The 13,802-nt window shown below is 66.6% G+C and carries 15 protein-coding genes; 3 read left to right on the forward strand and 12 right to left on the reverse strand.

The window, feature by feature from the left end:
* Positions 1-27: 27 nt before the first annotated feature.
* The 7 genes from ACM6JT_RS15860 to ACM6JT_RS15890 all read right to left on the reverse strand — a co-directional run bounded on the left by ACM6JT_RS15860 (position 28) and on the right by ACM6JT_RS15890 (position 6,152).
* Positions 28-630, reverse strand: coding sequence for a class I SAM-dependent methyltransferase (locus ACM6JT_RS15860; protein ID WP_414856815.1), 603 nt, complete (start codon positions 628-630; stop codon positions 28-30).
* Positions 631-644: 14 nt separating this feature from the next.
* On the reverse strand, positions 645-1,847 hold the full coding sequence (locus ACM6JT_RS15865; RefSeq protein ID WP_012328807.1) for a tryptophan--tRNA ligase: 1,203 nt from the start codon (positions 1,845-1,847) through the stop codon (positions 645-647).
* 8 nt (positions 1,848-1,855) lie between these two features.
* Positions 1,856-2,518, reverse strand: a complete 663-nt coding sequence (locus tag ACM6JT_RS15870; RefSeq protein WP_034183579.1) for a site-2 protease family protein — start codon at positions 2,516-2,518, stop codon at positions 1,856-1,858.
* 51 nt (positions 2,519-2,569) lie between these two features.
* Positions 2,570-3,202, reverse strand: coding sequence for an L-threonylcarbamoyladenylate synthase (locus ACM6JT_RS15875; RefSeq protein ID WP_034183578.1), 633 nt, complete (start codon positions 3,200-3,202; stop codon positions 2,570-2,572).
* Positions 3,203-3,274: 72 nt separating this feature from the next.
* Entirely contained in the window at positions 3,275-4,105 is an 831-nt protein-coding gene (locus tag ACM6JT_RS15880) for a 3',5'-nucleoside bisphosphate phosphatase (RefSeq protein WP_034183603.1), read from the reverse strand.
* An 82-nt stretch (positions 4,106-4,187) separates the two neighbouring features.
* On the reverse strand, positions 4,188-5,078 hold the full coding sequence (locus tag ACM6JT_RS15885; protein ID WP_217589375.1) for an alpha/beta fold hydrolase: 891 nt from the start codon (positions 5,076-5,078) through the stop codon (positions 4,188-4,190).
* Between the two features lie 216 nt (positions 5,079-5,294).
* On the reverse strand, positions 5,295-6,152 hold the full coding sequence (locus tag ACM6JT_RS15890) for a ferritin-like domain-containing protein (RefSeq protein WP_034183576.1): 858 nt from the start codon (positions 6,150-6,152) through the stop codon (positions 5,295-5,297).
* A 143-nt stretch (positions 6,153-6,295) separates the two neighbouring features.
* Between ACM6JT_RS15890 and ACM6JT_RS15895 the strand changes: the two genes are divergently transcribed.
* The 3 genes from ACM6JT_RS15895 to ACM6JT_RS15905 all read left to right on the forward strand — a co-directional run bounded on the left by ACM6JT_RS15895 (position 6,296) and on the right by ACM6JT_RS15905 (position 8,276).
* Positions 6,296-6,820 (forward strand): gamma carbonic anhydrase family protein, encoded by a 525-nt coding sequence (locus ACM6JT_RS15895; protein WP_034183575.1) that lies wholly within the window; start codon positions 6,296-6,298, stop codon positions 6,818-6,820.
* A 25-nt stretch (positions 6,821-6,845) separates the two neighbouring features.
* Positions 6,846-7,796 carry an Hsp33 family molecular chaperone HslO gene (gene hslO, locus ACM6JT_RS15900; protein ID WP_034183574.1) on the forward strand — a complete coding sequence of 317 codons (951 nt, stop codon included), beginning with the start codon at positions 6,846-6,848 and terminating at the stop codon, positions 7,794-7,796.
* A gap of 129 nt (positions 7,797-7,925) precedes the next feature.
* Complete coding sequence (locus ACM6JT_RS15905) at positions 7,926-8,276, forward strand: hypothetical protein (protein ID WP_243564700.1); 351 nt, start codon at positions 7,926-7,928, stop codon at positions 8,274-8,276.
* A gap of 86 nt (positions 8,277-8,362) precedes the next feature.
* Here ACM6JT_RS15905 and ftsB read toward each other — a convergent pair whose 3' ends face one another.
* The 5 genes from ftsB to ACM6JT_RS15930 form a co-directional block, all read right to left on the reverse strand.
* Positions 8,363-8,788, reverse strand: coding sequence for a cell division protein FtsB (ftsB, locus tag ACM6JT_RS15910; protein ID WP_034183572.1), 426 nt, complete (start codon positions 8,786-8,788; stop codon positions 8,363-8,365).
* Positions 8,789-8,869: 81 nt separating this feature from the next.
* Positions 8,870-10,153 carry a phosphopyruvate hydratase gene (gene eno, locus ACM6JT_RS15915; protein WP_011352544.1) on the reverse strand — a complete coding sequence of 428 codons (1,284 nt, stop codon included), beginning with the start codon at positions 10,151-10,153 and terminating at the stop codon, positions 8,870-8,872.
* A 106-nt stretch (positions 10,154-10,259) separates the two neighbouring features.
* Positions 10,260-11,114, reverse strand: a complete 855-nt coding sequence (kdsA, locus tag ACM6JT_RS15920) for a 3-deoxy-8-phosphooctulonate synthase (protein WP_034183571.1) — start codon at positions 11,112-11,114, stop codon at positions 10,260-10,262.
* Entirely contained in the window at positions 11,111-12,769 is a 1,659-nt protein-coding gene (locus ACM6JT_RS15925; RefSeq protein ID WP_034183570.1) for a CTP synthase, read from the reverse strand. The genes kdsA and ACM6JT_RS15925 overlap by 4 nt, the downstream gene beginning before the upstream one ends.
* 180 nt (positions 12,770-12,949) lie before the next feature.
* Positions 12,950-13,795: an alpha/beta fold hydrolase gene (locus ACM6JT_RS15930; protein WP_034183569.1), complete on the reverse strand. Its 846-nt coding sequence runs from the start codon at positions 13,793-13,795 to the stop codon at positions 12,950-12,952.
* Positions 13,796-13,802 lie beyond the last annotated feature (7 nt).

Below are 13,802 nucleotides of genomic sequence, written 5' to 3' on the forward strand. Positions count from 1 at the left end.
ACCGGTAAACGTTGAGATTGTAGCGGATTAGCCGGGCAGTTCGTAACGTGGAATTCCCGCCCCCGCCTTCGGGGTCGCGCCCTCGCGCACCGCGCAGAGACGCTGGACGAACGCCTCGCGCGGCGCGGCGACGAAACCGTCCTCGTACGCGACCACCCGCAGGCGGCCGTGCACGGCGTCCAGCAGCTCGCCCGGGGCGAGCAGGAACGCGGGGTTGGACGGTTTGCCGACCGTTTCGTTTCCTTGCGCGAAAGTTTCGTAGATGAGCACGCCGCCCGGCGCAACCGCATCGAGCAGATGGGGCCAGAGCGGACGATGCAGATAATGGGTGACGATCACGGCGGCAAACCGCTCGTCGGCCGGCAGCGGCCACGGCGCGCCTTCGAGATCGGCGTCGCGCGCATCGACGCCCACGATTGTGCGCAACGCGGCCAGCGCGGCCGGGTCGCGGTCGAGCGCGACGACCGGATGCCCGTGCGACGCGAACCAGCGCGCATGGCGGCCGCCGCCCGCAGCGACGTCGAGCACCGCGCCGCCCGTCGGAACGAGCGTCGACCACCGGGCGACCCAGCGCGACGGCTCGGCCTGTGCGACGTGGCCGCCCGCGGCGGCGATGACGGATTCGTTCATGCGCGCGGACCGGATCAGTTGTACGACAGGCCCATCGCGTCGCGCACGTCGCGCATCGTTTCCGTCGCGTACTTGCGCGCCTTGTCGCAACCGTCCGCGACGATCGCGCGCAGCAGCGACGGATCGTCCATGTACTTCTGCGCGCGCTCGAGCATCGGCTGCTGCTCACGCAGGATGCCTTCGACGACCGGTTGCTTGCAGTCGAGGCAGCCGATGCCCGCCGAGCGGCAGCCCTTCTGCACCCACTCGTGCGTCGCTTCGTCCGTGTAGACCTGGTGCAGCTGCCACACCGGGCACTTGTCGGGATCACCCGGATCGGTGCGGCGCACGCGCGCCGGATCGGTCGGCATCGTGCGGACCTTCTTCGTGATCGTGTCGGCGTCTTCACGCAGGCCGATCGTGTTGCCGTACGACTTGGACATCTTCTGGCCGTCGAGGCCCGGCATCCGGGACGCTTCGGTCAGGAGCGCCTGCGGCTCGACGAGGATGATCTTGCGCGCGCCTTCGAGATAGCCGAACAGGCGCTCGCGGTCGCTCATCGACAGGCTCTGCGATTCCTGCAGCATCGCACGCGCCTGTTCGAGCGCCTCGTCGTCGCCTTCCTGCTGATACGCGTTGCGCAGCTCGTGATAGAGCTTCGCGCGCTTGCCGCCGAGCTTCTTCGCGGCCTCGAGCGCCTTCTCCTCGAAACCCGGCTCACGACCGTACAGGTAGTTGAAGCGGCGCGCGATCTCGCGCGTCATCTCGACGTGCGGCACCTGATCCTCGCCGACCGGCACGAGCGAGCCGCGATACAGCAGGATGTCGGCCGCCATCAGCACCGGATAGCCGAGGAAGCCGTAGGTCGACAGATCCTTGTCCTTCAGCTTCTCCATCTGCTCCTTGTAGGTCGGCACGCGTTCGAGCCAGCCGAGCGGCGTGCTCATGCCGAGCAGCAGTGCGAGCTCCGCATGCTCGGGCACCTTGCTCTGGATGAACAGCGTCGCCTGCGCCGGATCGATGCCGGACGCGAGCCAGTCGATCAGCACGTCCCAGACGTTCTTCTCGATGACCTCGGGAGTCTCGTAGTGCGTCGTCAACGCATGCCAGTCGACGACGCAGAAGAAGCACGGGTACTCGGACTGCAGTTTCACCCAGTTTTTCAGCACGCCGTGGTAATGACCGAGGTGCAGCGACCCGGTGGGTCGCATGCCGGAGAAAATACGTTCTGGGAACATGATTGTCGTTAGAAAAGCGAGGCGAATGGGGACAGGATGGCGCTCAGCACGGCATAGCCGACGTTGACGAGCGGGCGCAGCCAGAAGTTCGTCAGCACGCCCGTCGCGACCAGCACGAGGACGATGATGAAACCGTACGGCTCGATGCGCGACAGCGCGATCGATTGCTTCGGCGGCAGCAGCGCCGCCAGGATGCGGCCGCCGTCGAGCGGCGGCAGCGGAAACAGGTTCAGCACGCCGAGCACGAGGTTCGCGCTGACGCCGGCAAACGCCATCCGCGTGAAGAACGGTTCGTCGACGCCGACCGCGGGCAGCACGAGGGTCAGCAGGCCCCAGATCAGCGCCTGCACGAAGTTGCAGGCCGGGCCCGCGAGCGCTACCCACAGGCTGCCCCAGCGCGGATCGCGAAGGTTGCCGAACGAAACCGGCACCGGCTTCGCATAGCCGAACAGGAACGCGCCGCCCGTCAGGAAATACATCGCGAGCGGGATCGCGATCGTGCCGATCGGATCGATGTGGCGCATCGGATTGAACGACACGCGCCCCATTACGTAGGCGGTGTTGTCGCCGAGCAGGCGGGCGGCGTAGCCGTGCGCGGCCTCGTGCAACGTGATCGCGAAGATCACGGGCAGCGCGTAGACGGCGATGGTCTGTATCAGGGAAGCATCCATATCGCGTTATTGTAACAAGCGCCTTCGCGCAAAAAACGGAACGTCGCGCGCTTACGCGGCCGAGAGTCCGAACGGTTCGAGCGCGCCGCGCCCCGCGCGCACGAGTTCCGGCGCGTCGCCCGTCAGGTCGATCACCGTCGACGGCTCGCGCGGGCACGCGCCGCCGTCGATCACGAGATCGACCTGTTTCTCGAGCCGCGCACGGATGTCTTCGGGATCGTTGAGCGGCTCGTCGTCCGGCGGCAGGATCAGCGTCGTGCCGAGCAGCGGCTGGCCGAGCGATTCCAGCAGCGCGAGCGTGATCGCGTGATCGGGCACCCGCAACCCGATCGTCTTGCGCGACGGGTGCGACAGCCGGCGCGGCACTTCCTTCGTCGCCTGCAGGATGAATACGTACGGGCCCGGCGTCACCGACTTGATCTGCCGGTACTGGCGGTTGTCAACCATCGCGAAGTTGGCGAGCTCCGACAGGTCGCGCACGAGCAGCGACAGGTGCTGTTTCTCGTCGAGGCCGCGAATCCGGCGCACCCGCTCGACCGCATCCTTGTCGTCGAGATGGCACGCGAGCGCATAGCTCGAATCGGTCGGCATCGCGATCACGCCGCCCTTGCTGACGATCTCGACGGCCTGCTTGATCAGGCGCGGCTGCGGATTATCCGGATGAATCCTGAAGAACTGGGACATGGAAGCAGGTAAAGAGGGAGAAGTCGGATGCGCGCGTCGGCCACGACGCGGGCGACGGGCAACCGCCCGGTGTCAGAGCCAGCGCTCCCAGACCGGTGTCAGGTCGGATGGCAGCGGCGGCAGGCTGCCGAGCTCGACGCGGCCCTCGCCCGGCGCGTGGAAATCCGAGCCGCGCGACACTTCGAAGCCGAAGCGGCGGGCAACGTCCGCATATTCGCGGTACTGGTCGGGCGTGTGGCTGCCCGTGATGACCTCGATCGCGCGGCCGCCCAACTCGATGAACTCGGCGAAGAACGCGTCGAATTCGACGGGCGTATAGCGGTAACGGCCCGGATGCGCGACCACGGCTTCGCCGCCCGCCGCGCGGATCCACCCGACCGCATCGGACAGCGCGGCCCAGCGATGCGGGACGAACCCGGGCTTGCCGTCGCCGAGCAGGCGGTCGAACACGTCGGACGTCGATTCGGCGTGGCCGTGCTCGACGAGAAACCGCGCGAAGTGCGTGCGCGAGATCAGGTCGGGATTCGATACGTACTTCAGCGCGCCTTCGTACGCGCCGGGGATGCCGAGCGTCTCAAGTTGCGCACCGATCGCCACCGCGCGCGCCGCGCGGCCGTGGCGCGTGCGGTACAGGCCGTCGACGAGCGTCGGGTTCGCGGGATCGATGTTCAGGCCGACGATATGCACGGTGCGCGATGCCCACGTGACCGAAATCTCGACGCCGCTCAGGTAGCGCATGCCGAGCGCTTCCGCCTCGCTGCGCGCCTCCGCCTGGCCGCCGATCTCGTCGTGGTCGGTCAGCGCCCACAGGGTCACGCCGCCGGCATGGGCGCGGCGCGCGACGTCGGCAGGCGACAGCAACCCGTCGGAAACATTCGAATGGCAGTGGAGATCGGCGTTCATTGTCGGCATGGCAGGTAAGGCTTCATTCTACTGCAATGCGGCAATTGCACCGCCAGCCTGCCCCGCCGCCGCCGTCGCGGACCTACGCGCAGAATGCCTCGATCAGCGCCGCGATCTGCTCGGGCTGGTCGTGATGCACCATGTGGCCGGCATCCTCGACGAGCTTCTCGCGCCAGTCGGGGAACGCGTTGAAACGCGCCTTGAATTCCGGCAGCGGGATGTCGCCGGCGAGGTGCGCGAGCGTCGGCGAATTGACGGCCTCGACGTGCAGCACCTTCGCGCGCACCTGCGCCCAGGTGGCCATCACCTCGTCGAGCCGGTACAGCAGCGGCCCCGGCATCTTGTGCGCGGGGTCGGCCAGCAGGTGGTAGAGGCCGTCGTCGCCGCGCTTCGACCAGTGCGCGGCGAGGAACGCGGCGCGGCGCGGGTCGAGCCGCGGATTGGTCCTGGTCAGGCGCGCCGCCACGTCGTCGAGGGACGCGTACGGGCGCAGCGCGGGCGGCTCGCGCAGTTCGTCCAGCCAGCCGCGCAGCCGGCGCGGCGCCTGCCCGGCCCGCGCCGGCGCGAGCCCGAAACCCTCGAGGTCGACCACGCGCCGCACGCGTTCCGGCCGCGCGCCCGCGTACAGGCACACGACGTTCGCGCCCATGCTGTGTCCGACCAGGTTGACTTCGCCGGTCGGCGCATAGTGATCGACGAGCGCATCGAGGTCGCCCAGGTATTCGTGGAACCAGTAGTGGCCGCCGCCCTGTCGCGCGACCGGCCAGTCGGACAGCCCGAAGCCACGCGCATCGGGTGCGATCACCTGCCAGTCGCCCGCGAGCGCATCGACGACGAACTGGAACGACGCCGCGACGTCCATCCAGCCGTGCAGCATGAACAGCGTCGGCGCATCGGGCCGGCCCCAGCGCCGAACATGCAGCTTCACGCCGCGCACCGTGACGAAATCGGAAACAGAACTCGACGCACTCATTGCAGCCGCCAGAAAAAAGAATGATCGTTCGATTATAGCGGTGGTGCCACAGTTCAGGCGGTCGGCATTCGAGGCACTTCTCTAGCGTAGCGGCGGTGCGAGGGCCGGCCGGACCGGCCGCGCGTCCCGCCGGGAAACGCGATCCGCCGGGCGAGCGGGCCGGCCGGCGGCGGCACGCGTGCGGCGACAAACGATACGCAGCCGGACGCGATCCGGCTAACGCGCCGCATTTCCGGCCGCTGCGTCCTGCGCGGCCAGTTCGTCGAGTTCGGCCTGCTCGAATCCGGCGTCACGACGCGCATCGAAGTTGAACGGGCCGCGCAGTCGTGGCGCGTGGTATTGCTCGGCAAGCTGGCGGTAGGCCGACACCGGATCGCGGCCGGTTTCGTCGCACAGATGCCGGAACCAGCGGTTGCCGATCGCGACATGACCGACCTCGTCGCGCAGGATCACATCGAGGATCGCAGCCGACGCATCGTCGCCCGCCTGTACGAGCCGCGCACGGATCGGCGGCGAAGCATCGAGCCCGCGGGCCTCGAGCGTGCGCGGCACGAGCGCCATGCGCGCCAGCACATCGCCCTTGGTCCGCTCGCACATCTCCCACAGCCCGTTGTGCGCGGGAAAATCGCCGTACGCATGCCCGAATGCTGCCAGCCGGTCGGACAGCAGCGTGAAGTGATAGGCCTCCTCGGCCGCGACCTTCAGCCAGTCCGCATAAAACGCGTCCGGCAGGCCCGCAAAGCGCCAGACCGCATCGAGCGCCAGATTGATCGCATTGAATTCGATATGGGCGAGCGCGTGCAGCAGCACCGCGCGCCCTTCGGGCGAACGCATGCTGCGCCGCTCGAGCTGGCGCGGCTCGACCAGCGTCGGACGTTCCGGGCGCCCGGGCAGGCCGGCCGGTTCACGCAGTTCGAGCGACGGTGCGATCGCGGCCTGCCCGGCCAGCAGCGCGTCGTACAGCGAACGCACCTGCGCGGCCTTGGCCGCGGGTTCGGATGCGCGCAGCGCGTCGAGCGCGGCGTGGCGCACGCAAACCGGCGCATGACCGAAAGAAGAAGACTCCATGCTCATAAACGGGGACACCCTGCATGCGCATCGCGGGAGCGCACGCACGCGACGGTTTACAATATGCGATCGTTCCGCGGCGCCATGCGCCGGGCAAACCAGACGCGCCATTCTACCGGCGCCCATCACCGAAGAGACAAGGAGACTCCGTGACGATCTACAAGCTGGGCGATACGGCCCCGACGATCCACGAAAGCGTATTCGTCGCCGATACGGCGGCCATCATCGGCAAGGTCGTGCTCGAGGAAAACGCGAGCGTCTGGTTCGGCGCGACGATACGCGGCGACAACGAGACGATTGCCGTCGGCGCCGGCAGCAACGTCCAGGAAGGCGCGGTACTGCACACGGACCCCGGTTTTCCGCTGACGATTGCCGAAAACGTGACGATCGGGCACCAGGCGATGCTGCACGGCTGCACGATCGGCGAAGGTTCGCTGATCGGTATTCAGGCGGTGGTCTTGAATGGAGCGGTCATCGGCCGCAACTGTCTGGTTGGTGCCGGTGCGGTCGTGACGGAAGGCAAGACGTTCCCGGACAATTCGCTGATTCTCGGCGCACCGGCGAAAGTCGTGCGCGAGCTGTCGGCGGAAGACATCGCGCGGCTGCGCGCGAACGCGAAGACATACGTCGAGCGGCGTGCGCATTTCAAGGAGCAACTCGTGCGGATCGGGTGATTCGCGCGGATTTCAAGGAAGAAGAGTGAGCGACCAGTTACAGAAATTCATGTTCAATGCGGCGCCCGTGCGCGGCGAGATCGTTTCGCTGCGCAATACGTGGCAGGAAGTGCTCGCCCGCCGCGACTACCCTGCCCCCGTGCGCACGGTGCTCGGCGAGATGATGGCCGCGTGCGCGCTGCTGTCCGCGAACCTGAAATTTCACGGCACCCTGATCATGCAGATCTTCGGCGACGGGCCGGTCCAGATGCTGGTCGTCCAGTGCGGTTCGGATCTGTCGATGCGGGCCACCGCGAAGTTCTCCGGCGACGCGGCGCAAACGATCGGCGACGACACGAGTTTCGCGTCGCTCGTCAACGCGAGCGGCCACGGCCGCTGCGTGATCACGCTCGACCCGGCCGACAAGCTGCCGGGCCAGCAGCCGTACCAGGGCATCGTGCCGCTGAACGGTGTCGACGGCCCGCTCGAATCGGTATCGCAGGTGCTCGAGCATTACATGCACCACTCCGAGCAGCTCGACACGCGGCTGTGGCTCGCGGCCGATCGCGACCGTGCGGTCGGCATGCTGCTGCAGAAGCTGCCGGGTGACGGCGGCATCGTGCCGCGCAACGCAGAAACCGATATCGACACGTGGGAGCGCGTCTGCACGCTCGGCGGCACGCTGTCCGCGAAGGAGCTGCTCGAAGTCGAACCGGAAGTCGTGTTCCGCCGGCTGTTCTGGCAGGAGAACGTGCAGCACTTCGAGCCGGCCGGCACGCGCTTCCAGTGCTCCTGCTCGCGCGAGAAGGTCGGTGCGATGCTGCGCATGCTCGGCCGCGACGAAGTCGACAGCGTGATCGTCGAGCGCGGCCACGTCGAGATCCACTGCGAGTTCTGCAACCAGCGCTACGAATTCGATCCCGTCGACGTCGCGCAGTTGTTCGCGGCGCCCGGCGTCGAGACCGGCATCGCGCCGGCAACCGGCCAGCGTCACTGAGCGGCGCGCCCGATGCCCGCCGTCCGGGCGCGGGCGCATAATGACGCACGAGCGCCGCACGCACGACGCCGAAGGCTCGGCCTTCGGCGCAAGCCGCTTCCCGCCGTCGGCGCGCTGCAGGAGAAACACATGAATCGCCCGTTTCGCACCATCGTCCTGACGAGCGTTGCCGCCGGCACGCTCGCGCTTGCCGGCTGCGCGATGCCGCCGCCGCCCTCCACGATCCTGAGCCGCCTGCCCGAACCGGGCGCATCGGGCGGCCAGCCGCCCGCGCTGTCGAGCGCCGAACGCAAGCGCTACGACGAGATCGACCGGCAGGTGCTGCGCGAACAGAACAGCGCGATGGCGGCCGAGGCAGCCGCGCGCGCGTGGGCCTATTATTCGCCTCCGCCCGTGACCGTCTATGGCGGGTATTACGGCGGATGGGGAAATCGCTGGGGAACGGGCATCGGCTACGGCTATCCGGGCTGGTGGTGGTAAGCGATCGCCCGGACGATTGAACACCCGCAGGAAATAAAAAAGCGCGGCATTTCCCGCGCTTTTTCAATGGGTTCGAGCTGCCGCGCTCAGTGATGCGCGGCCTTGCCCTTGTCGCCGCCATGATGCCGCGACGGCTTCGCGATCGACTGCGGATTCGGCACGACACGCACCGGCGCCGCCGACACGGCACCGCGCGTCGACGTGTTCGAAGGCGTGTTGTTCAGCGGCACCGCCGGTGCATTCGGCGACACGAACTGCACGAATACTTCGCCGTCCTTCACCATGCCCATCTCGTAGCGCGCGCGCTCCTCGATGGCCGCTGTACCGCCCTGCAGATCCTGCACTTCGCCTGCGGTCCGCTCGTTGCGCAGCTTCTCGTCCGCATTCTTCTGCAGCTGGTCGCCGAGCTGCTGACGCAATTCATGCACCCGCAGCCAGCCGCCGTGTCCCCACCATAGGGGGTACTGAATGAGCGCCAGCAAGGCAATCAGGACGACAGTGACAAGCCGCATGTAAGAGACGCAGATATAAGAAGCGCCGCTCCGCGCACATGCACAGAGCGGCGTCGATATGACGAACCCGATATTAGCGCGTTAGCGCAGATTATAGAAAGCCGATTTACCCGGGTAGCTCGCGATGTCGCCGAGATCTTCCTCGATGCGCAGCAGCTGGTTGTACTTCGAGATGCGGTCGCTGCGCGACAGCGAACCCGTCTTGATCTGACCGGCGTTCAGGCCGACCGCGATGTCCGCGATCGTCGAATCTTCCGTTTCGCCCGAGCGGTGCGAGATCACGGCCGTGTAGCCCGCGCGCTTCGCCATTTCGATCGCCGCGAACGTTTCGGTCAGCGTACCAATCTGGTTGATCTTGATGAGGATCGAGTTCGCGATGCCCTTCTCGATGCCTTCCTTCAGGATGCGCGTGTTCGTGACGAACAGGTCGTCGCCGACGAGCTGCACCTTCTTGCCGAGGCGATCGGTCAGCAGCTTCCAGCCTTCCCAGTCGCTTTCGTGCATGCCGTCCTCGATCGACACGATCGGGAACTTGTCGGCGAGCGTCGCGAGGTAGTCGGTGAATTCGGCCGACGACAGTTGCAGGCCTTCGCCCGCGAGCTGGTACTTGCCGTCGTGGTAGAACTCGGATGCCGCGCAGTCGAGCGCGAGCAGCACGTCCTCGCCCGCACGGTAGCCGGCCTTCTCGATCGCCTGCAGGATCGTCGACAGGCACTCGTCGTTGCTGCCGAAGTTCGGCGCGAAGCCGCCTTCGTCGCCGACTGCCGTGCTCATGCCGCGGTCGCTCAGGATCTTCTTCAGTGCGTGGAACACTTCCGCGCCGCAACGCAGGGCTTCACGGAACGTCGGCTGGCTCACCGGGACGATCATGAATTCCTGGATGTCGAGGCTGTTGTTCGCGTGCGCGCCGCCGTTGACGATGTTCATCATCGGCACCGGCAGCTGCATTGCGCCCGAACCGCCGAAATAGCGGTACAGCGGCAGGCCTGCCTCTTCGGCGGCAGCCTTCGCGACGGCCATCGACACGGCCAGCATCGCGTTCGCGCCGAGGCGCGACTTGTTGTCGGTGCCGTCCAGCTCGAGCAGCGTCTTGTCGAGGAACGCCTGTTCCGACGCGTCGAGGCCCATGATGGCTTCGGAGATTTCGGTGTTGATGTGCTCGACTGCCTTCAGCACGCCCTTGCCGTTGTAGCGGCCGGCTTCGCCGTCGCGCAGTTCGATCGCTTCACGCGAGCCCGTGGACGCGCCCGACGGCACCGCCGCGCGGCCCATCGTGCCCGATTCGAGCAGCACGTCGCATTCGACGGTGGGGTTGCCGCGCGAATCCAGAATCTCGCGGCCGATGATATCTACGATTGCACTCATGGGTTTCCTCTGAGAATGACGATGGATTCTTCAAACTGCGACGGCGCGCGTGCCGGAACCGCTTTCGCTACTGACGCGCGAAGCCGCCGCAAGGTTCATTCGATCTTTAATTGAAATCGTTTTCCAGGAACGGGTTGCGCTTCACCGCCTGGTCGAGCGTGACGAGGGTCTCCAGCAGCGCGCCCATCCGGTTCAGCGGCACCGCGTTCGGGCCGTCCGACTTCGCCTCGGCCGGATTCGGGTGCGTTTCCATGAAGAGGCCCGCGACGCCCGTCGCGACCGCCGCACGCGCGAGCACCGGCACGAATTCGCGCTGGCCGCCCGAGCTCGTACCCTGCCCGCCCGGCAGTTGCACCGAGTGGGTCGCGTCGAATACGACGGGCGCGTTCGTTTCGCGCATGATCGCGAGCGAACGCATGTCCGACACGAGATTGTTGTAGCCGAACGAGACGCCGCGCTCGCACGCCATGAAGCGGTCTTCCGACAGCCCCGCTTCACGTGCCGCGTCGCGCGCCTTGTCGATCACGTTCTTCATGTCGTGCGGCGCGAGGAACTGGCCCTTCTTGATGTTGACGGGCTTGCCCGAGCGCGCGCATGCGTGGATGAAATCGGTCTGGCGGCACAGGAACGCGGGCGTCTGCAGCACGTCGACGACCGACGCGACCTGCTCGATCTCTTCGATCGAATGCACGTCGGTCAGCACCGGCAGGCCGAGCTGGCGCTTCACCTCGGACAGGATCCGCAGGCCCTCGTCCATTCCGAGGCCGCGAAACGACTTGCCCGAGCTGCGGTTCGCCTTGTCGTACGACGACTTATAGATGAACGGCACGTTCAGCTTCGCGCAGATCTCCTTCAGGCGGCCCGCCGTGTCGATCGTCATTTGCTCCGATTCGACGACGCAGGTACCCGCGATCAGGAAGAAAGGCTTGTCGAGACCGACCTCGAAATCGCACAGCTTCATGCTTTCACTCCGCGCGCTTGCTTGTTGGCGAGCGCGGCTTCGACGAACGACTTGAACAGGGGATGACCGTCACGCGGCGTGGACGTGAATTCCGGGTGGAACTGCACGCCGACGAACCACGGGTGCATCGAGCGCGGCAGCTCCATCATTTCCGGCAGATCCTCGCTCGGGGTACGCGCGCTGATGATAAGGCCGCCGCTTTCGAGCTGGGGCACGAAGCGGTTATTGACTTCATAACGGTGGCGATGACGCTCGTTCACGTCCTTGCCGTAGATTTCTTCCGCCATCGTGCCGGGCTTGATCGGGCAGCGCTGCGAGCCGAGGCGCATCGTGCCGCCGAGATCGGATTCCTCGGTGCGCGTCTCGACCTTGCCGTCGCGGTCGTACCACTCGGTGATCAGCGCGACCACGCGTTCCGGCGTGTCCGGATCGAATTCCGTGCTGTTCGCCTGCTTCAGGCCGACGACGTCGCGCGCGAACTCGATCACCGCGAGCTGCATGCCGAGGCAGATGCCGAGATAAGGCACCTTCGCCTCGCGCGCATAGCGGATCGCCGCGATCTTGCCTTCGGTGCCGCGACGGCCGAAACCGCCCGGGACCAGCACCGCGTCGAGGTGCTTCAGGCTGTCGACGCCGTTCGTCTCGATCTCTTCCGAGTCGATGTACTCGATGTTGACCTTGGTCGACGTGTGCAGCGACGCGTGACGCAGCGCCTCGATCAGCGACTTGTACGATTCGGTCAGGTCGACGTACTTGCCGACCATGCCGATCGTCACTTCGTGCTTCGGGTTCTCCAGCTTCTCGACGAGTTCCGACCACATGCTCAGGTCGGCATCGTGCGGCGTCAGCTTCAGCTCGTCGCAGATGATCTTGTCGAGGCCCTGGTCGTGCAGCATCTGCGGAATCTTGTAGATGCTGTCGGCGTCCCACACCGAGATCACGGCGTCTTCCGGCACGTTCGAGAACATCGAGATCTTCTTCGATTCGTCGTCGGGGATGCGGCGATCCGCGCGGCACAGCAGCACGTGCGGCAGGATGCCGATCTCGCGCAGCTTCTGCACGCTGTGCTGGGTCGGCTTCGTCTTCAGCTCGCCGGCCGTCGCGACGTACGGCACCAGCGTCAGGTGCACGAAGCACGCGCTGTTGCGGCCGAGGCGCAGGCTCATCTGGCGCGCAGCTTCAAGGAACGGCAGCGACTCGATGTCGCCGACCGTGCCGCCGATCTCGACGATCGCGACATCCGGCTCGCCGCAGGTGGCCGATGCGGCCCCGCGCTCGATGAACGCCTGGATCTCGTTCGTGATGTGCGGAATGACCTGCACGGTCTTGCCGAGATAGTCGCCGCGGCGTTCCTTGCGGATCACCGATTCGTAGATCTGGCCGGTCGTGAAGTTGTTGGCCTTGCGCATCTTCGTGCTGATGAAGCGCTCATAGTGGCCGAGGTCGAGGTCCGTCTCCGCTCCATCTTCCGTCACAAACACTTCGCCGTGCTGGAACGGGCTCATCGTGCCGGGGTCGACGTTGATGTAGGGATCGAGTTTGAGGAGGGTGACTTTCAGACCGCGCGATTCGAGGATCGCGGCGAGGGAAGCGGCGGCAATGCCCTTGCCAAGGGAAGAAACTACGCCGCCGGTGACGAAAACATATTTGGTCATCGCTGGATGCTCGCGGGAAAAACGGATTATACCGTAAAGCCCGCCCTTTTCTCAGCAACTGACGTGATGATCGCGCCCTTTCGGGCGGACCCGCGCCAACCGCGCGCCGGGGGGAGAACCGGCCGGCCGGTCGGCGCGGCGGGCACCCGCCGCGGCGCGTACCAGCCGCCGGACGAAGCGTCAGGCGCGCCTCGCGAGCGGCGCGCCGCCCTGCGACACACCGCCCTCTTCCGCCTTCAGCGAATTCAGCATCCGCTGCAATGCACGGGCGGTCTCGAGCGGCCGCTCCATCGGGAACAGGTGGCTGCCCTCGAGCCATTCGACGCGCCCGCGCGCCGCACGGCGTGTCGCGTCGAGCCCGACCTGCCGCACCTCGCGCGAACGCGTGCCGGCGAGAAAACCGATCGGCACCGGCGCGCCGTGCGCGAGCCGCGGGCCGAGCGTGTGCGGCAGCGTCCGGTAGATCAGGTATTCGACCTGCCGGTCGAACGCGAGCGCACGCTCGCCGTCGGCACCGGCCTGCGGAATGCCGTAGTCGATGTAGTCGGCCAGCATCCGTTCGTCCCAGCGCGCGAACGCGGGCTTCTCGCGGAAATGCCGCCAGACTTCGTCGCGGCTCACCCAGTGCGTGCGCCGGTTGCGGGTCGCGGCGGCCGGCGACAGCCGCTCGTCGAGCCCCGCCCACTGGCTCGCGCGCAACGCGCCCGCACGCCAGCCCGCGATGATCGGCGAATCGATCATCACAACGCCGCGCACCCATTGCGGCTTCTTCAGTGCGGCCATCAGCGACAGGTAGCCGCCGAGCGAATGGCCGACCAGCCAGACGGGACGCTCGTAGCGGCTGCCGATGTCGTCGAGCAGTTGCTCGACGAGATGCGGCCAGTCGCGCGTCACCGGGTAGCGGCGGTCGTGGCCGATCCGCTCGATGTAGCGCAGCTCGTAGTCGTCGGCCAGTTCGGCGAAGATCGTCCGGTACGTCGACGCCGGAAAGCCGTTCGCATGCGAGAAGTGGAGGATGTCCTTCAAATGCCGA

Source organism: Burkholderia sp. IT-111MI5, assembly GCF_949752865.1.
Lineage (GTDB): Bacteria > Pseudomonadota > Gammaproteobacteria > Burkholderiales > Burkholderiaceae > Burkholderia > Burkholderia pyrrocinia_C.

Bases quoted from the DNA above. Each gene is read 5' to 3' on its own strand.
- eno (WP_011352544.1), bottom strand. From the start codon at position 10,153: ATGAGTGCAATCGTAGATATCATCGGCCGCGAGATTCTGGATTCGCGC.
- ACM6JT_RS15925 (WP_034183570.1), bottom strand. From the start codon at position 12,769: ATGACCAAATATGTTTTCGTCACCGGCGGCGTAGTTTCTTCCCTTGGC.
- ACM6JT_RS15905 (WP_243564700.1), top strand. From the start codon at position 7,926: ATGAATCGCCCGTTTCGCACCATCGTCCTGACGAGCGTTGCCGCCGGC.
- ACM6JT_RS15890 (WP_034183576.1), bottom strand. From the start codon at position 6,152: ATGAGCATGGAGTCTTCTTCTTTCGGTCATGCGCCGGTTTGCGTGCGC.
- ACM6JT_RS15860 (WP_414856815.1), bottom strand. From the start codon at position 630: ATGAACGAATCCGTCATCGCCGCCGCGGGCGGCCACGTCGCACAGGCC.
- ftsB (WP_034183572.1), bottom strand. From the start codon at position 8,788: ATGCGGCTTGTCACTGTCGTCCTGATTGCCTTGCTGGCGCTCATTCAG.
- ACM6JT_RS15865 (WP_012328807.1), bottom strand. From the start codon at position 1,847: ATGTTCCCAGAACGTATTTTCTCCGGCATGCGACCCACCGGGTCGCTG.
- ACM6JT_RS15880 (WP_034183603.1), bottom strand. From the start codon at position 4,105: ATGAACGCCGATCTCCACTGCCATTCGAATGTTTCCGACGGGTTGCTG.
- ACM6JT_RS15875 (WP_034183578.1), bottom strand. From the start codon at position 3,202: ATGTCCCAGTTCTTCAGGATTCATCCGGATAATCCGCAGCCGCGCCTG.
- ACM6JT_RS15885 (WP_217589375.1), bottom strand. From the start codon at position 5,078: ATGAGTGCGTCGAGTTCTGTTTCCGATTTCGTCACGGTGCGCGGCGTG.
- ACM6JT_RS15870 (WP_034183579.1), bottom strand. From the start codon at position 2,518: ATGGATGCTTCCCTGATACAGACCATCGCCGTCTACGCGCTGCCCGTG.
- kdsA (WP_034183571.1), bottom strand. From the start codon at position 11,114: ATGAAGCTGTGCGATTTCGAGGTCGGTCTCGACAAGCCTTTCTTCCTG.